Raw genomic sequence first — 22,891 nt, forward strand, 5'->3', positions numbered from 1 at the left:
AAAATCCTTCCTAATTTAAACTAGCGATATCGATCACAAATCTGTAACGTACATCACTTTTAACGACTCTTTCGTAGGCATCGTTTACTTTCTGGATTGGGATTAGTTCAATATCGCTGGTGATATTATGTTTTCCACAGAAATCCAACATCTCTTGTGTTTCCGCGATCCCACCTATAAGGGAACCTGCCAGGCTTTTACGGCCACCGATCAAAGAGAATGCCCCGATCGGCACTTGCTCTTCCGGAACACCAACCACTACCATCGAACCATCTACTCTTAATAGACTTAGGTACGCATTCCAGTCCAAAGGCATGGAAACAGTGTTGATGATCAGATCAAAACTTCCTCTTAATTTGCTGAATGTACTTTTTTCTGAAGTAGCATAAAAATGATCCGCGCCTAGGCGTTTTGCATCTGCTTCTTTTTTATTGGATTGGCTGAGTACTGTAACTTCTGCACCTAAAGCATGAGCAATTTTTACACCCATATGACCCAATCCACCAAGTCCAATGATCGCAACTTTTTTACCTGGCCCAGTTTTCCAATGAGCAAGTGGAGAATAAAGAGTGATCCCTGCACAAAGTAGGGGAGCCGCAGCATCCAAAGGAAGATTATCCGGAATTCTTAATACATAATTTTGATCCACAACGATCTTGTCGGAATAACCACCATAGGTCGGGGTCTTTCTGTCCTGCTCTCTTCCGTTGTAGGTCGCACTCATGCCGCCTTCGCAGAATTGTTCCAATCCGCTTTTGCAATATTGGCATTCTCTGCAAGAGTCCACAAAACAACCGACTCCTACCTTATCTCCTACTTTGAACTTAGTGACTTTGGAGCCGATTTTTGAAACCACACCTGTGATCTCATGGCCCGGGACCATTGGGAAGATAGAGCCTCCCCATTCGTCTCTGGCTTGGTGGATATCAGAATGGCAGATCCCGCAGTATTTGATATCGATTACGACGTCTTCGTCTTTTGCTTCTCTTCTTTCGAATGTAAATGGAGCTAGCGGAACCTTGGCCGTAGCTGCAGCAAAACCTTTGGTTGGAATCATTTTGTTCCTCGTTTTGGATTTGATATTGGATGAACTTCAAGTGGTGAGAAATTCGGGAATCGAGTCCGGAGAATTTTCCGAACTGATTTTTCAGAAAATTAGACAGACTACAAGAAGAACTGATTTTCTTTTTTCTGTTATTCCTAAAATTTTACATTGGTCCTTGGTCTATCCACAATAATGGGTTCACGCGAGCCGCTAAGGATTTATGCAATTAGTAGAGAAATCTTCTTTTCTTTGCGCCTTGGCGCGAAAATAACTAATCCCGGACCCGGCCAACAGTCAAGATTGCTGCTTTAGAAAGTCCTTTTTTACCGGATTCCATTTCTAAAAATCTTCCAAAGTCCAGAGTAAGTTCTCTGGAGTTCTTATATTCTCTTCCGGAACTCCAATTTTGGAGTTGGATAAGAAGTGGAGCAACACCTGCGGAACTAGTAAGTTCAGTCAGTCTATCGCTTAGGAAAACCAAATATTCTCCGGGCCTGATTTGGATCTTTTTCACTTCTCTTGTAGAACTTCTGAAATCATAGAATACTTGTTTAGAGATCGGTAATATATTCGTTTTTCCATTTTTTTGGACAATCGCAGGAAGTTTTTGGAATTGCAGGATACCTGCTTCTCCATTTCTGGTTTCTAAATAAAATAATGTGAGATTTAGATAAGAGATAGGTGTAGATCTGAGAGCACGATCGACTTTATAGAGTAGATCTTCTCCCCTAAGTCCAGTGGTTTCCTGAGCAAGTGAGATCATACCTTCTATCCTTGCCTTGAGAGAAGATTCAATTGCTCCATGATTTGGAAAACCTGCTAATACTCCAAAACAACCGTCAGCAGTCGGTATAATATTCGCATAATCCGATTCTCCGCTGTCGGAGGAACGTGGAAAAACAGTGATGTCTAGATTTTTGATCTTATGAAGTCTGATCTTATGGAAAAATTTCTGGATCTTGTCCGAAAGTTCCCTTTCCTTTTTGTTTAAGGACTCTTGAGAAACGGTTTCTTCTTTTGTTTTTTTCTGGTAGAGAGCGATCCGGAAATGTCTAGCAAGTTCTCCCAGCTCATCTTCTCTTTCCGATTCTCCAGAATCCTCATACACATCCTGGGACCAGTTTTGCAATAGTTGAGAAATTGATTTAAGGGATTTAAAACTTAAATTTAGAAGAAAATAGGTGAGTATTCCAAGTATTACGGAGAAGAAAAGCCCGACCCCGAGTCGGATCCAAACAAATGCTCTTAATTCTTTTCTGATCTCTTCTCCAAATAGAAAATCATCTAAAAGTAGATAAGATAAAAATAATACGAAAGATGCCGTAAAAGAAGCGAACGCCAATTTATGCTTGGACTGAAGATTCGGAAACAACTCATTTCCTCTCTATAATTGCGATTAGTACCAATGAGATCCCGAATAGGACGAGCAATGGAACGAATAACATTAACATGGAGATGACATCAGGTCCAGGGGATAATACTGCAGCAGCAAATGCGATCCCTATAAATGCTTCTCTCCAATGTCTTAGCAAAAAGGAAAGTTTCAATATTCCGACTGCAGCTAAGAGTACCATGATCACCGGAAGTTGGAAAGATAATCCGAAGATCAAATGCATATTGAAGAATACATCATAGTATTCGTCGATAGGAAGCCTGGTTTCAATATCTAAAGGTCGGACAGTAACTAAAAATATTTTTAGAAAACTTTCGAATGCTTGGGCCCAGCATAACCAAACTCCTAACCAAAATAAAACGGTGGAGAATGCTATAAGTGCTTTTCCGAGTCTTGCGGTTCTTGGCTCTAGTGCGGGAGATACAAAGCTCCATAAGAACGCCAACACGAAAGGAAAAGTGATCAAGATAGAAACCATAAATCCCGTTCTTAGATAAACCATAAAAGGAGCCATGAGTTTGATTTGGTAGAATGTAGCAGACTCTCCCAAAATGTTCTTGTACGGTTTGATAACTATCTTGTGCAGCTCTTCTCCAAAATATAAAGCGACTACGAAAAAAAAAGTGAACACTAGAATAGAACGAATGAGTACGGAACGTAGTTCTTCTAAATGTTCCCCTAGGGTCATAAACTTTTCTCTATCATGAGGAAGACTTTCCTCTGGAGCTGAGATTGTTGGCTGAGGAATACTGGAAAGGCTCTTTTTTTTAGAAGGCATATCGAAAGATTGGAATTAACATAAAGTCCCGCGCGGAGTTCACTGAGGTTTGAATATGGGAGAACTTTCTCCTAAAACTTTCTCAGCGAACTCTGTGTCTTCTGCGCGAAATCGTGTTATTAAGCGGATTTTTTGGATTTTTTAGGAGAAGAAGCAGGAGCCGCCGGTTGTTTTGTTTCCGGTTCCTGGATTTTAGCAGATTCAGATTCTGCATCTCCGGAAAGAGATTTGCGGAATTGGCGGATTCCGTCTCCTAAATCCTTTGCTAAAGAGGGAAGTCGCTTGCCCCCGAAAAGCAGGAGAGCTAAACCTAGTATGAAAAAGATTTCCCAAGGGCCTAAATTTAAAAATGCGAGTGGTGCGTACATATACTGTCTCCTTAGTTAGAATTTTGCCTCTGTAATATATGTCAAATAGTTAGTAGGAACAAGCCGATAATTCTATTGGGACTTTGGTTCAGATAGAAAGGCAAAACGGTCGAGTTTATGAGAATAGAATCCAACTCCTTAGATTCAATCTCCGTTCCTCTTCCAGTTCGAGAACCGGGTGGAGAGGAAGAAAAAGAAGAAGATCGGAAAAAAGCGGAGAATACTCCCAATTCCGATTATATGTACGCTCTTTCTGTCGGAAGTCTGATAAATGTGCAGGTATAATTGAATGGCTCTTACTAAGGAACAGAAGCAAGAATTCCAGGAGAAACTGGCGGATTTTCGCGCATTTTTGGAGGATTTGAAGAAGGAAGGGAATCTTCTCAAAGCCCAATCCAGAAAAGATCCTAAAATGGAAGCTTACTTCAATGTGGCACTTTCCTTAAATTCTATCAAAAACATAAATACCTGTCTTCTTATCAACGAGATCTCAGTAGCGATCTTGGATCTAAAATCGGATACCTACCTCAACCAGGGGAGGAAAGAAATTTATAGCGCGATCTCCTTTATGGAGAAAGTAGTCGGAACCGACTTCGAGTCTGGTCTGGGGGAAAATAAGGACCTTCTGGCTAAAATCCTAGAATTTAATCCTCTCCAAAGACTGAATTACGTGAAGGGACTCAGGACCTGCACTACAAATACGATCGAGGCATTCGGATCCAACTCCAAATGGAAATGGAGCTTTCCGGAGATACATTTCAAAATAGCCATACTTAGTAAGAATCTTTTTGACTTTCGGGCTTTTGAGAAGGAAAGAGACTTAGAGAATCCGTTTTACTATCCTAGGCAGGAACATTATAACTTAATTCTGGAACTTTGTAACTTTGCCGCTCAGGAATATCGTGCCAAATTCGATTTATCCACCCAGGACGCCGGGGATCTGAAAAAATCCATATCCCTTTTGGAGGTAAACCGTAAAATCCTGCAAACTACGGGCGAAACGGAGGACTTGGGGAAGACAAAAACCCTGATCGAATCCCTAAAAGAAAAGGTAGAGTCGATAGAAGCCGAGAAGGAAAAGAAGAAAAAGAAGAAATAGACCCGTCCAATTTGTTATAAAGAGTGGGAAAAAAATAGGAGAAAATCTAACTCATGGCATTGACCGAAATAAACGATTCAACTTTCAGTTCCGAGATCAATAAGGGCATGGTCCTAGTAGATTGCTGGGCCGAATGGTGTGGTCCTTGTAGAATGGTTTCCCCGGTTCTGGAAGAACTTTCGTCCGAGATGAACGATATCTTAAAAATTAAAAAATTAAACGTAGACGACAACCAGGACACGGCACAAAAATTAAATATCCAATCCTTGCCGACCCTTCTACTTTTCAAAGACGGACAATTGGTGGATAAGATCATAGGAGCTCTTCCTAAGGCGCAAATCAAAAGTTTCATCGAAAGACATAAATAAAAATTCGATCTCGACTGCGGCGGAATTTTTCATGCTAAAAGAACAAACCAGGGGATATATTGAGCTTCCTAGAGGGGGCTATTTAGTCGAAACAAGCGAGGGCTTCTTTCAGATCGGTTCTCCTCCCGAAACCATCAAAGACACGATGGCTGAAAAAAAGACTCCCCTGGTATTTATACTTCCTAACAAATTTTTCCACGTAGAAAAGGGGATCAGCACCGCAGAGCTTGAATTCCCGATTTACTTTAACTTCTTCTTAAGACAAAAAAAGACCACGATCATCTGTACTGCTGAACAAAAAGATCAGCTTATTACAGTACTTAAAGAATCCTTAATGGGTCCTGAAGAGATCAATTTAGAATCCGAATATTTGGATGGAGCTGAATCTTTCGGCTTTCCTGATATGAAAGCTGAGATGGGTTATTTCAGAGGATATAAGGGACTAGACGATGTAGTCGACTTCCAAGTATTCGATAGAGATAATATGGTCAACCTCGGAAAGGTTTTGGTACGTAAACTTCCTTCTGGTGATTTTAGGATTACTGATGGAACGAAAGAGACCGAGATCCCCGGAGAAGTTGGATTCAATATTAAATACGAGATCGGTCATAGGTTAGAAGAGCCTTTCCAAGCTCCTTTACTTGGTATCACCTGTCTCGGGCCTTCTCATGGATTCGATCCTGAGGACAACACTTCCGGTTTTATTATCTGGTTGAATCACCAAGGTATCATGGTGGATCCTCCTGTGAACTCAACTGAATGGCTTAGGATGTCTAATGTAAATCCTAAGTTAATCAACCACGTTATTCTCACTCATTGCCATGCGGATCATGATGCTGGAACTTTCCAAAAAATTATGGAAGAGACTAAGATCACGATCCATGCAACTGCAACTGTGATGGAAAGTTTTATCCGTAAATATTCAGCTCTTACTAAGATCCCTCGTAAGGAATTACTCGAACTTTTCAATTTCCAACAAATCATCATAGGCAGACCTGCGATGATCAACGGTGGAGAATTCAATTTTCATTATGCATTACATTCCATTCCTTCTGTAGGATTTGAGTTCTTCTTCCAAGACCAATCTTTTGTGTATACTTCCGATCATTTGAATGAACCTGAAGTTCACGATAAGATGTATGAGAAGGGAGTTCTTCCCGAATCTCGCTGGAAATTCTTAAAAGAGTTTCCTTGGGACAGAAGGATTATCTATCATGAAGCTGGAATTCCTCCTCTTCATACAAGGGTTAGTTATTTAGCGAGTTTACCTCCTGAGATCCAGGAAAAGATCACCGTATATCATATCGCAAGAACGGATATGCCTCCAGGCACTAAACTGAAACTGGCTCGTTTCGGAATAGAGAACACTGTGTATCCGGAGATCACTCCTCCTAAACATATGGAGGCTTATAACCTTCTAGATATCTTAAGCCAAATTGATATTTTCAGCGGTTTCCCGATCGAAAAGGCGAAGGAATTCCTACTGATCGTCCGGGAAGAAAAATACAAACGTGGCGATCAGATCATCAAGAAGGGAACCCCGGGTGATAAATTTTACATCATCGCTTCCGGAAACGTAAAGTTCGAAGGCCTTCTTGGGGATGCCGATATAGCACCCATTAAACGATACGGACAATACGAGTATTTCGGAGAAGCATCTCTCGTTCTAGATCTTCCTAGAGCTGCGGACGTTTTTGCAGAAACAGATGTAGTAGCTCTTACAATCGAGAAGAATAAGTTCTTACAGTTTATCAGAAATACGGATCTAAGACAAAACTTGATACGACTGAACAGCATTCGTGATAGTAACTCTTGGAAAACACTGTTAGATTCACGTCACTTCAAAGGACTTACAAGTCATCAGGTCACTCAATTAGAAATGATCATGAGACTTTCCAAGGTGAACAAAGGTTCAGTGCTTATTACGGAAAAAGCGTTTTACCACGAGGCATATATTATTCGTCATGGAAAAGTAAGCGTATATCAACACGGTAAAAAATTGGCCGAGTTGACCGACGGAGATTTCGTGGGAGAGATTTACTCTATATCCAAAAAGCTGGTGTCCAATTACACGTTCCAAGCAGAATCAGAAACGGAATTGTTCTCTATTTCTCAGAACGAACTCATCCAGTACATTAAACGGAATCCCGGCGTTTACATGAGAATGAATACCGTCTACTGACACGGGAGATATAAATGGAAAGAGTCCTACAATTTACCGAAGAGCATGAAGCTTTTCGTGATATGGCACGTAAGTTTTTTGAAACTGAAGTAGCTCCTTATCATCATGAATGGGAAAAAGTCGGAATGGTTCCGAAAGAACTTTGGAAAAAAGCGGGAGCAAGCGGACTGCTTTGCCCTGACGTTCCGGAAGAATACGGTGGATCAGGTGCGGACTTTCTATATAACGTTGTTGTAATAGAAGAATCTTCCAGATCAGGAAACAGCGGATTTTTCGTATCACTTCATAATGATGTGATCGCTCCTTATATCAGTGCTTACGCAAATGAAGAACAAAAGAAAAGATGGTTACCAGGTTGCTGTAGCGGAGATAGCATTTTAGCGGTCGCTATGACAGAACCTGGAGCAGGTTCCGATTTAAAAAGTCTAAGAACTTCTGCCGTGGATAAAGGAGACCATTATGTGGTCAACGGCCAAAAAACATTTATTTCCAACGGACAGCTTGCAAATTTAGTAATTACGGCCGTGAAACATGAAAACGGTACGATTTCACTTGTTATGATAGAAGAGGGGATGAAAGGTTTCGAAAGAGGTCGTAATCTCGAGAAGATCGGACTAAAAGCCCAGGATACCTCGGAATTATACTTCAACGACGTAGTCGTTCCTAAAGAGAATGTAATCGGAAAAGACGGACAAGGTTTCCGTTATTTGATGATGAAACTCGCGCAAGAGCGTCTCGTATTGGCAATCGCAGCGGTAGAAGCCACTGCACTTGTTCAGAGAATGACTCTAAAATATATTAAAGAGAGGATGGCTTTCGGGAAAAAGATCGGAAGTTTTCAACACATCAAATTTCAAATGGCGGAGATGGCTACGGAACTGGAAATGTGCCGTACCTTCGTCGACAAAGTGGTTTCGGAGCATATAGCTGGAAAAAAATTAACTGTAGAGGCTTCTATGGCTAAGTATTATTCCACTGAGATGCAAAAACGTCATACTGACCTCTGCCTCCAATTTTTCGGAGGATACGGTTATATGATGGAATACCCGATCGCAAGAGCGTATTTGGATGCAAGGATCCAAACAATCTACGCGGGAACCACCGAAATCATGAAAGAAATTATTGGTGGAAGTTTAGGACTCTGAAATAAACTCGAAATAGCTATCGTCCAAGGGTAAAATGGATCGAATGGCTCCTTTAAAGAGTATAATTAGGCGGTGTGTTCGGTATGCCGCCTTCCTTATTTTAGCTTCTTCCTTATATTTCATCCCAGTTTCTTCCGCAGAGGCACAGGTATCCTGTATTCCTCCTGCTTCCGGAAACAATGTCTGTAGTATAATTCCTGCCTCGACGGTGGCTCAGTTCAATGGTTTAGAAGAAACCATCCGCAAAGAATATTTGAATGAGCTTACAAAGTCCATGGCGGACGCTTCCGTTCTTGCAAACATCAACTCTTCTATGATGGGACCAGGAACAGTGAACCGTTTCCAAGTAGGAGCGGGGCTTGGAGTTGCGGGAGTCAAAAAGGATGATATAAATATCCAATACGGCGATATTTCCATTCCCAAGTTCCCGAATGTAGGAGCTTCGATCAATCCAGGAGTAATGGTAGGTGTGAATTTAGGCTGGTTACTCGGCCAGGGACCTTCTCACCAACCGACTGAGGATGAAAAGGATTCAGGCAGATCTTTCCTGCATAGGATCAATATTTATGCCCACGGCTTCCAAGGTAATATCTCCAATGGAGATATTAAATCACTGAGTGATTCAACTTCAAAAGACTTATCTATGTCTGGCAATGTAAACAGTTTTGGAATGACTGTTAGATTTCAGATCGCGAAAGAAAGATACACCAAACTGGACTTTTTCGGATTTACGGGACTTAGTTTAGGTGTTGGCTTCCACAGAAAATGGGAAGAGATCACTATGAATTATCACCCGAGTGGAACAGACGCAGTTAAAGTTGAGTTTGGTCCTGCCACAGGTAAATGGGATGCAGATGTTAACTTCGCTTATCAATCGAAGGTACAATCTGTTCCGGTGGATATTAGAACCGGGGTTCGACTCTTTTATATCTTAACCTTATTTGCCGGTGCGGGTATATCGAACAATACAGGATACACCAAATTGAATTTGGGAGTAAGCGGTCCCTTATATTTGGCTTTGGATCCTAACGCTTCGGGTCTTCCTCCTCAGGTCATCCAACAGATGAATGGTAATGCAGGTGGTACATTATCCTTGAATACTAGCGGATCTGCTGAAGTTAGAACTCAGATGAACTATTTCGTGGGCGGCTTCGAATTGAACATATTAATGTTCAAGGTATTGGCAGAAGCTATGGCCACTGACGATAAGATCTATTCTGCAAACTTAGGTATTAAGTTCGCCCTTTAAATATAGTGTCTAAGCCTGGCTTTAGCTGGGCTGTACATTTCTCTTATTTTTATATAAGCTTATACAAAAAAGGCACGCCTTTTGCAGTATTATTAGTAGAATGCAAAAGTCTGAAATTTAGTGAGTATAATGTTCAGGAATTCAGCATTTAGCATCAAAGGTGTCCGATGATTACAACTCCAGGAAAACCTCTACATCTCTCTTGTATCCCTAGGGGCGAAGCTTATGCTCTAAAGGTCAATATTTCCAAAAACGAGATAGGGATCATATATAGGGTCACCGCAGTTCTATATGTTCATGGTTGGAATATAGAAGAGGCAATTGCAGAAACCTCGATGGACGGTTATATCCAGGACATCTTCATCGTGAAACGTATAGACGGTGCTCCTATGACGGACGAACATCTGAATGCGATCCATGCCGATCTTCATGAATTGTTTTACGGTGGAATGTCCGTAATGAATTATCTGGCGAATCATCCGGAGAAAATGGAAAGTTTAAGAGCAAAGGTCGAGATTACTCCGGAAATTTTCCTATTCAATTCAGAGATCAGCGATTCCACAGTGATGGATCTTAGAATGGAAGATAGACCTGGTATCTTATTCGAGATTTCCCAGATCTTATTTTTGTTCGGAGTGGATATTCTATCCTTTAAAGCAGTAACGGATTCAGGTCAGGTAAGAGATACATTCCTACTTAGATTGGAGAATGGATCCAAGCTGAATGAGAATCTTCATTTTAATAGACTAAAAGAAGCCTTAAACGCAGTTCTTTAATTTTTAGGAGCCGGCTGTTTTACAAATATAAACAGCCCTAAAAAAATAAAACTTAAGATCCCTGAAACCAAGAAGGATATTTGAGGTCCTTTTTGAGAATACACTACGCTAAATATAATGGGAGAGATACCTCTACCAAAAGATCCTAAACTTCTTAAGATCCCCAAATTTTTTCCCTGCTCACTTGGAGAAGAGAATAAGGATACGATAGAAGATACAGTAGGATTTAAGAATGCACTTCCCATCGCTAAGAAAGTCAAGGCCACGAATAACAGAAATGTGGATTGTTCGGAAGCGATTACCGATGCACTCGAAAAATATAAGAAAGAAAATCCCAATATCAAAAATATAGAAGCGAGAAGTCCCACTTTCTTTTCCGGAACTTTTCCACTGATCCTGCGTATAATCCCACCTTGTACGAATACAATGATCAATCCAATATAAACGAAAGTATAACCTATACTTACGGGTTTATATCCTAAAAATTGATCCAAGTAAAAGTTAAGAGAGAATTCGAATCCTGAAAAGAAGAGTAAAAAATATAAATTTAGGAAACCTATATACATGATCTCTTTGGAACCTAGATCAAAAACTCCTAATGCGGGATGTAATCTTCCTTCCGATTTTTTACGCAAATTATGAGGAAGAGTTTCTCTGAATCTAAAGAGTATTAATAGTAAATTTACGAAAGACGCTGCAGTCGCCATCAAAGCTACTGAAGGGAAGATCGTCATCTTTCCCAAAGGTAAAAAAGGAAGAAGATAAGACGGATCCGTATGAGCTAAAATTCCACCGATAGAAGGGCCTGCGATAAATCCAAGACCGATCCCGGCACCAATCATTCCCATTCCTTTCGTACGATCTTGCTCTGAAGTGGAATCTGCCATCGCAGCAGTTGCTACAGAAACATTCCCGCCCATAAGACCAGTGATCAGTCTTGAAAGAACGAATAATGAAAAACTTCCTGAGAATAACCAGACCAAGTATCCTAAAAAGCTACCGGTGCATGTAAAAACTAAAACAGGTCTACGTCCCGTACTGTCCGAAAGTTTTCCCCAAATAGGTGAGAACAAAAATTGAAGAATAGAATATAAACTGGCTACAATTCCCCCGAAGAGAGCTACGAAAAGTTTCCAATCACTTGTTCTGCCGTCCAAAATGCGGGAGGTCCAACCGGCTAAAAGATCCAAAACAGGATCTCCCGCCTGAGCTAGAAAATGATTTAGAGTTTCCGGAAAGATAGGGAAGATGAGGGAAAATCCCATCATGTCAATGAAGACTGTAAGTATTAATATGAAGGATTGTTTCCTCATCATGAGTGGCCTGAATAAGATGAGGCCTAGTATCCGGGACCCTGTTTGTTTGTCCCGAATTTTTCTAGGATATAACTTTTATCAAGTTTTCCGAATTTTACTTTTTAGTAAGTTTTTTTAGCTCTTCTAAAGCGGACTTAGCCTTTGTTTTAAATTCTTCCGGAAGAGCCTCGTCAATTTGCACAGAAATCTTTTCGAAATTCTCTTTGAGCTGGCTGATCACAGCTTTAGAACTTTCATTTGCGTTTAGAAGTTTGTCCTGAGCGTCACCCACCGTTTTCTGGATCAGGTCCCTAAGCCTATTTGCTTGTTCAGATTGGTTCTGTGCTCCTTTATTCTTGAGGTCCTGGTAGGCATGATCCAGGTCGGAAAGGCTTTGTTTTAGTTTATCTTCTCCGGATTGAAATAATGCGATTCCGGCGTTTAGGATGTCCATTAGAGATTTTTCCATGATTGTTGCTCCGAGGGGACCAAGGATACAGAAGGAAAGGACTTAGGTCCAGTATGTTCGGGGGAAAAATCGGATTTTTTACTGATTTGGAAAGAGATTAGGAGGGGTTTTCCAGAAGTTTACGGATCTGGTCCCTGATCTTTGCCGCTGTCTCGTAATCTTCAGCTTTTAGAGCATTGTCTAGGGAATCCTGTAGGATCTCCAACTGGGATTTAGGAAGCTGAGAAATTTTTTCTTTTCCGATGGTCTCACCAGGGATCTCGTCGTCTTTCATTACGATCCCTGCTTCTTCGATGACTTTTTTTGCCAGATAAATAGGAGCGTTAGCACGAAGAGCAAGTGCAATTGAATCACTCGGTCTTGCATCTAGAACGATCAGCTCCTCGTCTTTGCGTAAAGTGATCTTTGCGTAGAAAGTATTATCTATGATTTCTTCGATTGCAATTTTTACGATCTGTACTCCCAAAGTGGTGAGTAGGATTGTCATCAGATCATGTGTCATCGGACGCGGCGGTTTTGTTCCTTCTAAAACCGAAGTGATGGAATGTGTTTCTAGAGGGCCGATAAAAATAGGAACAACTCTCTGATCCGAATCGTCTTTCGCCTTCAAAAATACGGCAAAGCCCACATTCGTGAGAGAGATATTATATATGGTCGCTTCCAAAAGATCCATTTCCTAGTATTTGAACCTATCTTTCGTTTCCCGAAATGTCAAGCGTTCTAAACCTGGGGCTCAAGTCGAGTCCAATCCTTTGATCCAGGAGTCAATTTCAGAGCACATTTCTTTCACCACCGGCATATGGAAAACGATACCTAAGTGACCCTGTTCGTAGGAAAGAATCTTATTTTTTTTGTGAGGAAGTGCAGCAAGATCGTTCTCGATTGTTTCACTCGGAACTACTTTATCCACAGAACCCAAAACGGAAAAAAGTGGGATCTGTAGATTTTTTTGGAGCGCGGTATAATCCAGAGTTCCGTCGTAGGAAAGAAAAGATCTATCCTGGCTCAGTTGAGATCTTAGGAACTGAAGAACTACTTTTGTAGATTCTTCGCAGAAAATATCTTCGATCAAAAAATACCATTCAGGAGGAGAGATCTGTTTGTAACCCACGAAGTCTCTCAAATTTACAACTTTTGCATGAAGATCAAAAGAAACAGCTCTCAAGGAAGAGTGTAGGCCCAGAAGAAATTTAAAAAACTTATTTAGGTCCACAGTCGGAAGAGTTGTCTGCAGAGAAAACGAAGTCAGATCAAAAAGAAAATCGGAGATCGTTTTAGAAGGAACCAGTTTCAATCCCATTTTCAGAATGTCTAGACCTGGAATTTGTGCTTGTAGTCTTACGAAATTTGGTGAGGTAATCGAAACAATTCCCGAGATCAATTCATCAGGACGAGGAAGTGGAACAGGGGAGTCTTTTTTTCTTTTTACGATTTCTTCGTAAGCGGAACAGTAAAAACGAGGGATCATTCCACCCATACTATGGCCGACTACTACTAGTTGTTCGTTTGGAAAATTCTCTTTGATCCATGCAAGAACTGCCGGAAAATCTTCCTGGATAAAATCATCCACAGTCCAGCCCTCTCGGATACCAAAAAGGGGTAACGTCCGTCTGGATCTTCCCCGCATATCCATAGAGAAAACTCTATAACCATGGCGGAGTGATAATTCTCTGGCTACCTTGTCCATTACGGACCTTCTGCAAAAAAAGCCGGGGATAAGAAGAAGGTTCTTACCGGTATCATTCCTTTCCTTCGGCTCGAAACGTTTCAAACTAACGGAGTATCCATCTCCGGAAGGGATTAGAAAACTTGCATCCAAACGGTAAGATCTTTGGTAAGTATGAGAATCGAATACTATGGTAGTAACAGGTTCGGCTTGGCCGAAACCTCTGGTGTAGAATAGATGTTTTGCCCTGGAATGAAGATCAGACTTTTCGATATTCTTACGTGCGTAATATGGATCTCCTTTTAGGTCCATTTCCTTGGAGATCACAAAGTCCACTACGTCATAAAGACTGTATAATTGCTGACGAACTTCTTCTTCCTGTTCGGGACTCATATTGTCCCTACGGATCCCCCATAACATACCGATCGGAAAACCTTTCACAAACAACGGAATGCCCGCAGCATAATTCATCGTTTTGGTAAGAAGTTGTTTTAAGTTGGGATGGACCCTTTCATCGTCGAGACTATGGAAATAAACTTCCGGTCTTGCCTTCTTTTCTACGGATAGAATCGCTTCTCGTAAATATTTGGCAGAAAGATTTCCTGGATCTTGGATAGAGATCGGGATTGTATTGCGGATGAAGTCTTCGATACTTTGGAGACCGATCCTATCGGTCACCTGTTTCATTCTGAAATGGGTAGAAGATGCTACGATCTTCAGGTTTTTATCTTGGATCGCCTCGAAAATCGCGTATTGGAATACAGGTTTTCCGTTCGGAAGGGTCATGGAGACCATCTTATTTACGAACGCTGTCCAAACTTTTTGAAGAAATAAGTTCGTACTTTCGGAAAGTGGAAAGATATAAATATCTTCCGCTCCCACCGTATAAGCGCCCCCTTTCCTGCGGGGCTTGGGGTTGACCTTTCGGGCTAGGGTCTGGTCCATTGTTTAAGTTTCCATTTCGCCCTTTGCCCTGGCAATCTGGAATTCTGACCAATTTTGGCCCGAAATTTAGAAAAATTTAGAAGAAATTTCTACTATTTTACGAATGTAAATTGATCCGAATGTTCTTCTTTATTGCAGAAGCGGATAGAAACTTCCTTCTCTCCATTTAACTTCCACTCAATCTTCCCTTTCAACTGATCAACTAACATATTCACAAGTTGAAGTCCTAAACCGGGAGAATAATCGGTGCGGAATCCCTTGGGAAAAGGAACTCCATTATCCGAGACAACTAGGTTTACCCAAGTATCTTCTTTAAAAAGTCGGATGAAAATTTTGCCTTCCTGTTTTTTCGGAAATGCATACTTGAAAATATTGGTGACTAATTCATTCAAGATAAGCCCGAGAGGAATTGCACTTTTTACATCTATCTCCAGATCATTTAGTTCAAGTTGTAAAGAGATCTCATTTGTTTTTTCCTGGAAAGCATTCAACAGATTTTCAGTGATTTTTTGGATATAACGATCCAAACGAACAGAATGAGAATTATCGGAAGTGTATAACATCTCATACAGATTTCCTACAGAATGTATCCTATTGACTAAATTCTCCAAAGTATTTTCCAGCTTAGTATCTGAAGTTCTGGACGCTTCTATCTCAACGATAGAACTGATCATACTCATACTGTTTTTGACCCTATGTTGGAGTTCCTTATATAGATATTCTCTTTCATGAAGATCTTTTGCTAATGTTTCCAATGCTTCTTTAGCTTCTGTGATATCTACGCAGGAACCAATAAAACCTGTAAAGATCCCTGATTCATTCGTGATCGGGACCCCATTGTCTTGGATCCATCTCCAGTCTCCGTTTTTGTTTTTTAAACGATAGGTCATGCTGAACGCTTCTCTTTCGTCAAAATGACTGGAATAGATCTGGATACATTCTTCCAAATCGTTCGGATGTACTCCTTCTGCCCAGCCGTCCCCAAATTCTTGCTCCATAGTCCTTCCGGTAAAATTCAGCCAGGTTTGGTTGAACCAATTGCATTTTTTATCCAGACCGGAGACCCAGATCATAACGGGAGCTGCATTCGCGACCGCTTTAAATCTAGATTCACTTTCTTTAATATTCTCTATCAAACTATATTCCTTGGAAATATCCCTGAAAACCAAAACGGAACCGATAGTATAACCTTTTTCGGAGCGGATAGGAGCAGAACTTTCTGCAACCCTATGTTCCAAGCCAGATTTAGAAATAAGTAATACTTGGTTTTCCAAACCCATATTCTTTTCCTTTGGAGTAAGTAGATCCAAAGAGTTTCTCATTCTTCTTTTAGTCTTAGCATTTACAATTTTGAAAACTCTTTCAATGGGTTCCCCGATAGCGTCCACTCTGGACCAGCCGGTTAAAGTTTCTGCAACATAGTTCATATCCGTGATATTACCTAATTCGTCCGCAGAGATGACTCCGTCACCAATGGATCTTAATGTCGCTCTTAGAAGTTCTTGGTTTTCTTTTAATGATTCTTCGCTTCTTTTCAGCCGAAGATGAGATTCATAAAGTTTAAATGCCATTTTAATAGAGGCAATTAAAACGGTTTCTCCTGAATCTTTAACAACATAACCGTAGGAAGTGATCTTCTCTGTTTTCTCAACCATCTCAGGTTCAATATGACTGGAGAGAAATACGATAGGGATGTCTCTGGTTTTTAGAATACGAACTGCTGCGTCGGTTCCATCTTCGTCTCTGCCTAGATCGATATCCATGAGAATCAGGTCGATGGTGTAGTCGTTAGTCGCTATTTGAACGGCTTCCTCTGCAGTGTAAGCCTGAATAACTCTAAACCCATTCTTTTTCAGTCTCTGAGTTTCAGAGAGAGCAATGATTGCCTCATCCTCCACGAGTAGAATGGTTTTCTTTCTCTCTTCCGGGATGGGAAAGTATTCTCTAAAAATTTTTTCGACAGTCTGGATCATCCCGAGTTTCTCCTAACGTAAACTGTGTCAAAGTTTTGACTAATTTAGTTATTCTGACACAATTTACGGTATCCCAAATGAGAGGGCAAGCAAAACTGAAAAAATTAGACTGGCTTCTAATATTATCGGTCTAAGGAAAAACTAATTCAAAAGACATAATATAAAGAATTCTTTACCTTATTCTGTCTCATTAAATAGTTTATGTCTTCTTTCGACTGAGATCGTCGAAGATACTACATGAATGCATTCCAAAAACGAATTTTACCAACTGCAATCTATCTGGGAATCATCTCAATATTCCTCTCTGCATATTTTTTCTATGAAAGATCTCTAATCGGTTTTCCGGACGGACATCTTACTGCTTTGGATCGTGCATTTCTTTGGCTCTATCTAGTTGTTGGCATTCAACATATTTTGAATGTGTGTCTGTTCATCTACTTTGGATTAGGTTATGGTTCCAGATTGAAATGGGTTTTCTTTCTTCTTTTCTATGCAGGAAGTATCTTTTTATATTTCGGAGTGGATTGGTTTTTGAGAACGAATTTGGATCATGGAGTAGGCGGATAGAGAAAGTTTGGGCGGCTCCTTCGCGTTGCTCGGAACGGGCTACTTCGGGTTCGCGCATGCGCTCATCCGGACAAAGCCCGGACTGAAGCCCTGCGTATCCCTTCCGCGGGGTAAATCTGGCTTAAAGAACTTCTTATCCCAATATATTGGACTTGCCGTTACATTCCGCAGCGACAATAGGAGCGAGGAAACGAACGCGTAAGCGATTCGGTAGCCGAAGCTTTGCGAGGCTAAGCGAGTGAAAAGATAAAATCAAAACCAATAGGCTTAACCGAAGTTTTAGATGCAATGATTCGATGCACTTTCATCTCGCATCCTGCTCGACTTAGCTCCACGGCGTCTTTCTCGCGCCAAGGATCTGCACCTGCAACCCAGAGATTTTGAATCTGCTGTATAAACGATTGAGAATGAGGTTGGACTTGCCGTTACGCAGTCTCGCATCCTGCTCGACTTGGCTCCACGGCGTCTTTCTCGCGCCTTCGTCCATCCATGGACTCGGCACGCGTTTATTTACGCTCCCTATGGGTCGCTATAAACGCTTTCGCTCGAAAGCTTCAAGTCCTTCTGTGACTTTGTTTTGATTGTAGGATTATTTCTTGGGCCCAGAAGGACTTGAACCTTCGACCCGCAGATTATGAGTCTGCTGCTCTAACCAACTGAGCTATAGGCCCGGAGGCTCCATTTTTTGAGGACCACGCCTCCTAGCAAGTCGATTTTATTGGGGGTTTAGGTAACGGTTCGGATTGGAAAACCATTCTTTCAGGTCCTGACGTTCTTTGTAGAAAGCTATATAGAACGTGTAGGCTTTGTCCTCTTTTCGAAGTAGGAAGAAATAGAGTTGGAGTGGGTTGCCTCCAGAATTATCCTCTTTGGACCAACGTAGGATCTCCGTCCTGGATATACTGAATTTTTCAGGTGTTGTGTCGGGAAATACTGTTTCTAATACCTTGGTTCCAAGGGTTTCTTCTCCGACTCGGTCTAGTTTGCGCCAGATTGCAAGCCAGGGTCTGTCTTTGAGAGGAACTGCCCTCCAACGTTTTCTGGATTCGGTACGGACCAACGCTTTTTCCGGAAAATCGATCTTAATAAAATCCTCTGTGAATGTTTCTCCGGGTTGGTAGACTTTTTGGTCCGGATCTAAAGGAACTGAATATACAGATATACTTGTAAGGATGAATAAGAGCGGAAGAATTTTGGAGAAGGGGGGACGGATCAAAAGATGATTTCCTCTAAGATCAATTCTCTATATTTGATTAGCTGGAATACAGGGATGGACTGTTTTTCTTTTCTGTCCGCGAGTGTATCTTCTCCCTTCTTCTTAAATTTTCGAATGGTTTTGTTTTCGAAAATGAATACTCCTTGGTATTCTCCTGTGACTTCGTAAGGTGCTCCCGCTGCCAGCTTAGATACATATTTTCTTAATCTTCTATCGAATTTATTATCTCTATATTTATAATATAATGTATGTCCGTTCCAATCATAGAATATTACGTAGTTTTCCTTTAAACCTTGGTAATATAATTTGATCGTTTCCGGATAATTAGGAGAAGAATCCGTTAAGGATTCTTTTATATCGAGAGCTCTAGGTTCTTTTAGGGTGATTGTCCCGCGATACGTGTTTCCAGCGGGTTCCGCATCCAATCTTCTCCCATCCAATGTAGGTATCAAACAAAGGATCGCGGACAGGAGAAGAAATTGTTTCATTAATCGTTTTCCAGATCCTCTGATTCTCCGCCGGACGGTTTTCCTCCACCGGAAGAGCCTCCGCTTGAACCGGATCCTCCGCCACCGCCTGAAGATCCGCTACCTTCTCCACTTAATGGAACCGGATTGGAACCTTCTCCACCTCCGCTACTTGGTCTGGATCTTCTAGAAGAAGAGGAGTTGGATGATCCGCCAGCTTTTCGGGTGCTAGTATCTTTTGGAGGTTTTGTATCAGTGCTTGCAGGAACAAAATTCGGATCTAGTTTTTTGCGAAGTTGGTCTAACGCGTTTTGCGCGGCACGTTTTACTTTTTCACTAGGATCTCTTTGCGCCTTATATTCTAAAATTTCGATCACCGCTGGATCTTCTGTTTCCGCCAAATGTTTGATGGCTCGAAGTCGAACCATTGCATCGTCATCTCTTGCGAACGAATATAATTCTTCTATAATTTCCTTATCTCCTAAGGAAACAAGAGCAGTGATCGTATGTATCTTAAGAGCTTGGTAATCTTGGATATCGTTCTTAGATTTTAATGCCCGGATCTTTTCCAGAAGTTCTCTAAGAGGAGTGATTGCAGCTTCTGATTTGATCTTTCCGAGTGCGTTTACTGAATAAGCTCGAAGTGTGATCGGTTCTTTTTCGTCTTTTACTGTTGCGATCAGAACATTCTCAATCGAAGACTTTTTTACTTTTCCGAAATAAAGTGCGATCTGTGCTCTCACTTCAGGATCATTAAACTTCTCTTGGAACCTTGCTTCTAATACGGAGAATGGCTCACTTGCTTGCGGAAATTCTGCCAAGGATTCGATGAGCGCGATGAGAAAATTCGAATTTTTAGTGAAGTCTTGGGCCTTAAGTAATTCCGTTAAAACAGGGATTCCAGAATCGAATTTGAGTTTTTTGACTACATAGACTGCTTCCTTCTGCACATCTTGTTGGTCATGTTTTAATAATGCGATGATCTTATCTTCGAATTGTGTGAGTTTTAGGATTCCGGAAATCCTAAGTGCATAGATCTTCATGGACCAATCTGGATCCTTGGAAAGGATTACTCCGACTTGGTCGTACAATTCTCCTGCGTCTTCTTTTGGAAAATCTTCTAGTTCTCTGAGAGCGCTTGCTCTTTCTTTTGTGGTTCCGTATTTTAAAACCTTGGAGAGAACTTCTTTCTTTTTGCGGATCTGTTCTTCCGTGTATTTTGGTTTAGGTGGAGCTTCTTTTGCGGCCAAGGAGCCGAAAGAAAACAAACAAAGTACTAGGGAGAACGAGTAAATGTTTCCTAGGGAAATTTTACCGGACTGATTCAGCTGGTTATTCGCCTGTTTGCTGCAGTTTGCGGTTTTCTTCTTCGAGGTCCTTAATTCTTCTGTTAAGCTCATTGACTAAATGTTGATTCTCCAGGTTCTGCCGGAACTTTTCTATCAAAGATCGGATGTCTCTGGTTAGATCCTCTATGTTCCAAGGTTTTTCCACGTATCTGCTCAATCCCCCGAAATTTATCGCGTGGATGGCGGAGTCCAAACCGGCCTGACCGGTGAGCAGAATTTTGATCGAATCAGGTGACCGTTTATGGACCGATTCCAAAAAATCGGCTCCTTTCATACCGGGCATCACCTGGTCCGTAATGATAACTTCGATCACATAACCGGAAGCCTGGATCTCATCCAATAAGGCAAGTGCCTCTTCGGCGCTTCTTGCGGTTTCGATCTCATGAGTTTTTCCGAACTCGTTATGAAGCTGTTCCTGGAGAGTCTCCAGTACCGACACTTCATCATCGACACAAATAATATAACCTTTATTCATAATCCCTGACCGAAAGGCTGGCCGGTTTCCCGGAACTAGAGAGTTTTGGAGAATTCTCCCGGAATGTCAAGTAGTAGAATCTTTCACTTGTAGGTTCTTCGACTGGAAAATTAGGTCTTTGGATCTAAAAGTCTAGTTTCTCTAGGAAGAAGGATCTGTATCTCACTTGGAAGATCCGAAATTCCGGAACAGAGTTTTCTCCAGTTCTGTCCGGACCCAGGAAAAGAAGAAGGGGTTCTTTCCAATGAATTTTCCCAACCGGAGAAGGCTCCAAACTTAGAGTCGATTTCCGAAAGGATCTGGATAGGACTCCATTTTTGTAATATTTCTAGGACACTCGTTCTTGTTTTCCATCGAGATTCAGGTGTATATCTCGAATTATATAAGCTTCTCTTTCGATCGATGAAAAATCTATCGTATCTTTCATAACCTGTGGATCTGCAGTGAGTTTTTCCTCCTTCTCTCTCAAATCCGAATCCTTTTAATAGAACTGATTCTGCTCCTAGGGCTTGAAGTAGAGAAATTGCAAGACCAGCCACATTTAGAGTTGGATTTTCCAAGATTGGTGCCTTTGGATAAAATTTTGCTCCCAAGATCTGGTCCAATGGATAAGTAGAAAGATAGATGATCTTTGGATTTTTCAAGTCGAAGATCCTACATGCTCCACCAAACCAAGTGAAGATCGGAATATCCTCAGGAATATGTTCCGGAAAATGGTAGAATGTACCAAGTCCGCTATCTATAGAGAGCACCGCATGGGGTTGGATATTGTTTTCTAATAAATATCCAAGCGCAGTATCTGAGCTGAGTAAGAATAATTTATCTCTATTTTGCCGGATCCAATCGATCTCGGATTCTAAATTTGGCGAAGCTCCTACAAAACATCCGACCTTTCCGACCTTAGGAGAAAGAGTTTTTCCCAAAATGCGATATGAGTCGGGACTTTCCGAAGATTTTTTCAGATGTTTGAAGAAGTTCCTGACCCAGAGTCTTCCGAATTCCTGTTTCGCGAGTTTGTTTTGAGAAATAGATTCTTTCTTTTGGAAGAAGGAGAGGATCCTTTCGCTCAGATCCGGATATCGTCTGGAATAATTCGGGTGAATGAAAATTCTAAGGTTCTTGGTTCCAGAAGGCATCCAGTCGGATCTATCTAATTCGGAAAACTTCTCCCAACCGAAATAGATAGGGACTCCGCCTAATTTTTCCTTTAGTTCTTCCCCAACTAAGGATTCTAATTCGGAAAATGGTTCGAGGAGTAGGATTTTTGTAGTATCTTCGACAGATTTCAAATAAGAAACCGCATGATACCCACAGCCAATTCCAATGATTATCAGGAATTCGTCTTTTTGGAGAGGGGAAGGAATAGAAAGGGAGATTCTCTCTCCCTCTTTTATTGGATTTTGTGTGGAATGTAGATGGAAGGAGGAATTTTCCTCCTTCAAATTCAGAGAACCGTCAGATTGCCGGACAAGCTGGAAGATGGATTAATCCTCGTCTTCTTCTTCCTTGTCGTCATCATCGTCGTCGGAATCATCATCATCTTCTTCTTCATCCTCGTCGTCATCGGAATCATCTTCCTCTTCGTCGTAGGATTCTCCTTCTTCACCATCTTCCATGTCCATAAGAGGTTTCGCAGCTTCTTCTGGAATGAAATCTTCTTCCATATCTTCTTCTGCGATAGGAGCTTGAGGAGCTTCGAATAGTCCGTTGAATTGGGAGTAAGTAGCTCCGTTTCCTTGAGCTTCTGCTTCGGTTATCGCTCTTTCTTCTTTAGTTACGTATTTATACTGAACTTCGTCGTTTGCGAGTGCAAACATCGCTTGGACGGCAAGTTTGCGTCCTTTGATCTTTTTAGGTAATTCGAGTCTGTCGATTCTATCCAGGATTTGGAAGCCGGCTACGGCTCTTTCGTACTTGTTTTTTTTGGCCAGTTCAATCAAAGTTACAATATCGAATTCTGAATTCTGGTTCTGGGTCATTTTGTATTCCTGAGAGGGGATAGAGGCCTTTGAAACTACCATCATTCTCAATTTCTCTTCTCTGTCAATCCCTTATATCTTTCGTTT

Annotated in this window: 23 protein-coding genes and 1 tRNA gene; 8 read left to right on the plus strand and 16 right to left on the minus strand. The window is 41.3% G+C overall.

From position 1 onward, the window contains the following. Positions 1-10: 10 nt before the first annotated feature. The 4 genes from EHO65_RS03770 to EHO65_RS03785 all read right to left on the minus strand — a co-directional run bounded on the left by EHO65_RS03770 (position 11) and on the right by EHO65_RS03785 (position 3,584). Positions 11-1,057, minus strand: a complete 1,047-nt coding sequence (locus EHO65_RS03770) for an NAD(P)-dependent alcohol dehydrogenase (protein WP_135772831.1) — start codon at positions 1,055-1,057, stop codon at positions 11-13. 259 nt (positions 1,058-1,316) lie between these two features. Next, a complete protein-coding gene (gene rktP, locus EHO65_RS03775) occupies positions 1,317-2,417 on the minus strand; it encodes an Arg-Lys translocation region protein phosphatase RktP (RefSeq protein ID WP_135772832.1) in 1,101 nt (366 codons plus the stop codon). A gap of 1 nt (position 2,418) precedes the next feature. Beyond that, positions 2,419-3,216 carry a twin-arginine translocase subunit TatC gene (gene tatC, locus EHO65_RS03780; protein WP_135772833.1) on the minus strand — a complete coding sequence of 266 codons (798 nt, stop codon included), beginning with the start codon at positions 3,214-3,216 and terminating at the stop codon, positions 2,419-2,421. Between the two features lie 119 nt (positions 3,217-3,335). Beyond that, the gene (locus EHO65_RS03785) at positions 3,336-3,584 is read right to left on the minus strand and encodes a Sec-independent protein translocase subunit TatA/TatB (RefSeq protein WP_100709623.1); all 249 of its coding nucleotides are present in this window, start codon (positions 3,582-3,584) and stop codon (positions 3,336-3,338) included. A gap of 117 nt (positions 3,585-3,701) precedes the next feature. Between EHO65_RS03785 and EHO65_RS19865 the strand changes: the two genes are divergently transcribed. From EHO65_RS19865 to EHO65_RS03815, 7 genes are all read left to right on the plus strand, one after another. Then, positions 3,702-3,869: a hypothetical protein gene (locus EHO65_RS19865; RefSeq protein WP_167482001.1), complete on the plus strand. Its 168-nt coding sequence runs from the start codon at positions 3,702-3,704 to the stop codon at positions 3,867-3,869. 4 nt (positions 3,870-3,873) lie between these two features. Continuing rightward, a complete protein-coding gene (locus EHO65_RS03790; RefSeq protein ID WP_135772834.1) occupies positions 3,874-4,683 on the plus strand; it encodes a hypothetical protein in 810 nt (269 codons plus the stop codon). 53 nt (positions 4,684-4,736) lie between these two features. Continuing rightward, positions 4,737-5,051 (plus strand): thioredoxin, encoded by a 315-nt coding sequence (trxA, locus tag EHO65_RS03795; protein WP_086446488.1) that lies wholly within the window; start codon positions 4,737-4,739, stop codon positions 5,049-5,051. Positions 5,052-5,082: 31 nt separating this feature from the next. Continuing rightward, positions 5,083-7,233 (plus strand): cAMP/cGMP-dependent 3',5'-cyclic-AMP/GMP phosphodiesterase, encoded by a 2,151-nt coding sequence (locus EHO65_RS03800; protein WP_135772835.1) that lies wholly within the window; start codon positions 5,083-5,085, stop codon positions 7,231-7,233. A 14-nt stretch (positions 7,234-7,247) separates the two neighbouring features. Then, positions 7,248-8,378: an acyl-CoA dehydrogenase family protein gene (locus EHO65_RS03805; RefSeq protein ID WP_100725210.1), complete on the plus strand. Its 1,131-nt coding sequence runs from the start codon at positions 7,248-7,250 to the stop codon at positions 8,376-8,378. A 34-nt stretch (positions 8,379-8,412) separates the two neighbouring features. After that, positions 8,413-9,627 carry an Lsa36 family surface (lipo)protein gene (locus EHO65_RS03810; RefSeq protein ID WP_135772836.1) on the plus strand — a complete coding sequence of 405 codons (1,215 nt, stop codon included), beginning with the start codon at positions 8,413-8,415 and terminating at the stop codon, positions 9,625-9,627. A gap of 167 nt (positions 9,628-9,794) precedes the next feature. After that, positions 9,795-10,403, plus strand: a complete 609-nt coding sequence (locus EHO65_RS03815) for a hypothetical protein (protein ID WP_100725212.1) — start codon at positions 9,795-9,797, stop codon at positions 10,401-10,403. Here EHO65_RS03815 and EHO65_RS03820 read toward each other — a convergent pair. From EHO65_RS03820 to EHO65_RS03840, 5 genes are all read right to left on the minus strand, one after another. Continuing rightward, on the minus strand, positions 10,400-11,716 hold the full coding sequence (locus EHO65_RS03820; RefSeq protein WP_135772990.1) for an MFS transporter: 1,317 nt from the start codon (positions 11,714-11,716) through the stop codon (positions 10,400-10,402). The two genes, EHO65_RS03815 and EHO65_RS03820, sit on opposite strands and share 4 nt — an antisense overlap. Before the next feature lie 97 nt (positions 11,717-11,813). Then, positions 11,814-12,167, minus strand: a complete 354-nt coding sequence (locus tag EHO65_RS03825; RefSeq protein ID WP_135772837.1) for a phasin-related domain-containing protein — start codon at positions 12,165-12,167, stop codon at positions 11,814-11,816. Positions 12,168-12,264: 97 nt separating this feature from the next. Beyond that, on the minus strand, positions 12,265-12,840 hold the full coding sequence (locus tag EHO65_RS03830; protein ID WP_008592198.1) for a bifunctional nuclease domain-containing protein: 576 nt from the start codon (positions 12,838-12,840) through the stop codon (positions 12,265-12,267). Between the two features lie 60 nt (positions 12,841-12,900). Beyond that, positions 12,901-14,778, minus strand: coding sequence for an alpha/beta fold hydrolase (locus EHO65_RS03835; protein WP_135772838.1), 1,878 nt, complete (start codon positions 14,776-14,778; stop codon positions 12,901-12,903). Positions 14,779-14,870: 92 nt separating this feature from the next. Beyond that, positions 14,871-16,751, minus strand: coding sequence for a PAS domain S-box protein (locus EHO65_RS03840; protein ID WP_135772839.1), 1,881 nt, complete (start codon positions 16,749-16,751; stop codon positions 14,871-14,873). A gap of 237 nt (positions 16,752-16,988) precedes the next feature. On the opposite strand from EHO65_RS03840, the gene EHO65_RS03845 reads away from it, so the two are divergent. Beyond that, a complete protein-coding gene (locus EHO65_RS03845; RefSeq protein ID WP_135772840.1) occupies positions 16,989-17,318 on the plus strand; it encodes a hypothetical protein in 330 nt (109 codons plus the stop codon). A gap of 597 nt (positions 17,319-17,915) precedes the next feature. Here the strand turns inward: EHO65_RS03845 and EHO65_RS03850 are convergent. The 7 genes from EHO65_RS03850 to EHO65_RS19870 all read right to left on the minus strand — a co-directional run bounded on the left by EHO65_RS03850 (position 17,916) and on the right by EHO65_RS19870 (position 22,849). Then, positions 17,916-17,989 (minus strand) — tRNA-Ile (locus EHO65_RS03850). Between the two features lie 44 nt (positions 17,990-18,033). Next, on the minus strand, positions 18,034-18,534 hold the full coding sequence (locus EHO65_RS03855) for a hypothetical protein (RefSeq protein WP_135772841.1): 501 nt from the start codon (positions 18,532-18,534) through the stop codon (positions 18,034-18,036). Next, on the minus strand, positions 18,531-19,022 hold the full coding sequence (locus tag EHO65_RS03860; protein ID WP_135772842.1) for an LIC_11959 family protein: 492 nt from the start codon (positions 19,020-19,022) through the stop codon (positions 18,531-18,533). Before EHO65_RS03860 ends, EHO65_RS03855 begins: the two co-directional genes overlap by 4 nt. After that, positions 19,022-20,401 carry a HEAT repeat domain-containing protein gene (locus EHO65_RS03865; protein WP_135772843.1) on the minus strand — a complete coding sequence of 460 codons (1,380 nt, stop codon included), beginning with the start codon at positions 20,399-20,401 and terminating at the stop codon, positions 19,022-19,024. The genes EHO65_RS03860 and EHO65_RS03865 overlap by 1 nt, the downstream gene beginning before the upstream one ends. Next, positions 20,334-20,825, minus strand: coding sequence for a response regulator (locus EHO65_RS03870; protein WP_135626220.1), 492 nt, complete (start codon positions 20,823-20,825; stop codon positions 20,334-20,336). The genes EHO65_RS03865 and EHO65_RS03870 overlap by 68 nt, the downstream gene beginning before the upstream one ends. Positions 20,826-20,935: 110 nt before the next feature. Further along, positions 20,936-22,114 carry a 6-hydroxymethylpterin diphosphokinase MptE-like protein gene (locus EHO65_RS03875; RefSeq protein ID WP_244243425.1) on the minus strand — a complete coding sequence of 393 codons (1,179 nt, stop codon included), beginning with the start codon at positions 22,112-22,114 and terminating at the stop codon, positions 20,936-20,938. Positions 22,115-22,309: 195 nt separating this feature from the next. Next, entirely contained in the window at positions 22,310-22,849 is a 540-nt protein-coding gene (locus EHO65_RS19870) for a DNA primase (RefSeq protein ID WP_208743961.1), read from the minus strand. Positions 22,850-22,891: the final 42 nt, after the last annotated feature.

It is taken from the genome of Leptospira andrefontaineae, assembly GCF_004770105.1.
Taxonomy (GTDB): Bacteria; Spirochaetota; Leptospiria; order Leptospirales; family Leptospiraceae; genus Leptospira_B; species Leptospira_B andrefontaineae.

Excerpts from the sequence above, each read along its gene's own strand:
- EHO65_RS03770 (WP_135772831.1), bottom strand. The coding sequence starts at position 1,057 with ATGATTCCAACCAAAGGTTTTGCTGCAGCTACGGCCAAGGTTCCGCTA.
- tatC (WP_135772833.1), bottom strand. The coding sequence starts at position 3,216 with ATGCCTTCTAAAAAAAAGAGCCTTTCCAGTATTCCTCAGCCAACAATC.
- EHO65_RS03785 (WP_100709623.1), bottom strand. The coding sequence starts at position 3,584 with ATGTACGCACCACTCGCATTTTTAAATTTAGGCCCTTGGGAAATCTTT.
- EHO65_RS19865 (WP_167482001.1), top strand. The coding sequence starts at position 3,702 with ATGAGAATAGAATCCAACTCCTTAGATTCAATCTCCGTTCCTCTTCCA.
- EHO65_RS03790 (WP_135772834.1), top strand. The coding sequence starts at position 3,874 with ATGGCTCTTACTAAGGAACAGAAGCAAGAATTCCAGGAGAAACTGGCG.
- trxA (WP_086446488.1), top strand. The coding sequence starts at position 4,737 with ATGGCATTGACCGAAATAAACGATTCAACTTTCAGTTCCGAGATCAAT.
- EHO65_RS03800 (WP_135772835.1), top strand. The coding sequence starts at position 5,083 with ATGCTAAAAGAACAAACCAGGGGATATATTGAGCTTCCTAGAGGGGGC.
- EHO65_RS03805 (WP_100725210.1), top strand. The coding sequence starts at position 7,248 with ATGGAAAGAGTCCTACAATTTACCGAAGAGCATGAAGCTTTTCGTGAT.
- EHO65_RS03810 (WP_135772836.1), top strand. The coding sequence starts at position 8,413 with ATGGATCGAATGGCTCCTTTAAAGAGTATAATTAGGCGGTGTGTTCGG.
- EHO65_RS03815 (WP_100725212.1), top strand. The coding sequence starts at position 9,795 with ATGATTACAACTCCAGGAAAACCTCTACATCTCTCTTGTATCCCTAGG.
- EHO65_RS03820 (WP_135772990.1), bottom strand. The coding sequence starts at position 11,716 with ATGAGGAAACAATCCTTCATATTAATACTTACAGTCTTCATTGACATG.
- EHO65_RS03825 (WP_135772837.1), bottom strand. The coding sequence starts at position 12,167 with ATGGAAAAATCTCTAATGGACATCCTAAACGCCGGAATCGCATTATTT.
- EHO65_RS03830 (WP_008592198.1), bottom strand. The coding sequence starts at position 12,840 with ATGGATCTTTTGGAAGCGACCATATATAATATCTCTCTCACGAATGTG.
- EHO65_RS03835 (WP_135772838.1), bottom strand. The coding sequence starts at position 14,778 with ATGGACCAGACCCTAGCCCGAAAGGTCAACCCCAAGCCCCGCAGGAAA.
- EHO65_RS03840 (WP_135772839.1), bottom strand. The coding sequence starts at position 16,751 with ATGATCCAGACTGTCGAAAAAATTTTTAGAGAATACTTTCCCATCCCG.
- EHO65_RS03845 (WP_135772840.1), top strand. The coding sequence starts at position 16,989 with ATGAATGCATTCCAAAAACGAATTTTACCAACTGCAATCTATCTGGGA.
- EHO65_RS03860 (WP_135772842.1), bottom strand. The coding sequence starts at position 19,022 with ATGAAACAATTTCTTCTCCTGTCCGCGATCCTTTGTTTGATACCTACA.
- EHO65_RS03865 (WP_135772843.1), bottom strand. The coding sequence starts at position 20,401 with ATGAGCTTAACAGAAGAATTAAGGACCTCGAAGAAGAAAACCGCAAAC.
- EHO65_RS03870 (WP_135626220.1), bottom strand. The coding sequence starts at position 20,825 with ATGAATAAAGGTTATATTATTTGTGTCGATGATGAAGTGTCGGTACTG.
- EHO65_RS19870 (WP_208743961.1), bottom strand. The coding sequence starts at position 22,849 with ATGATGGTAGTTTCAAAGGCCTCTATCCCCTCTCAGGAATACAAAATG.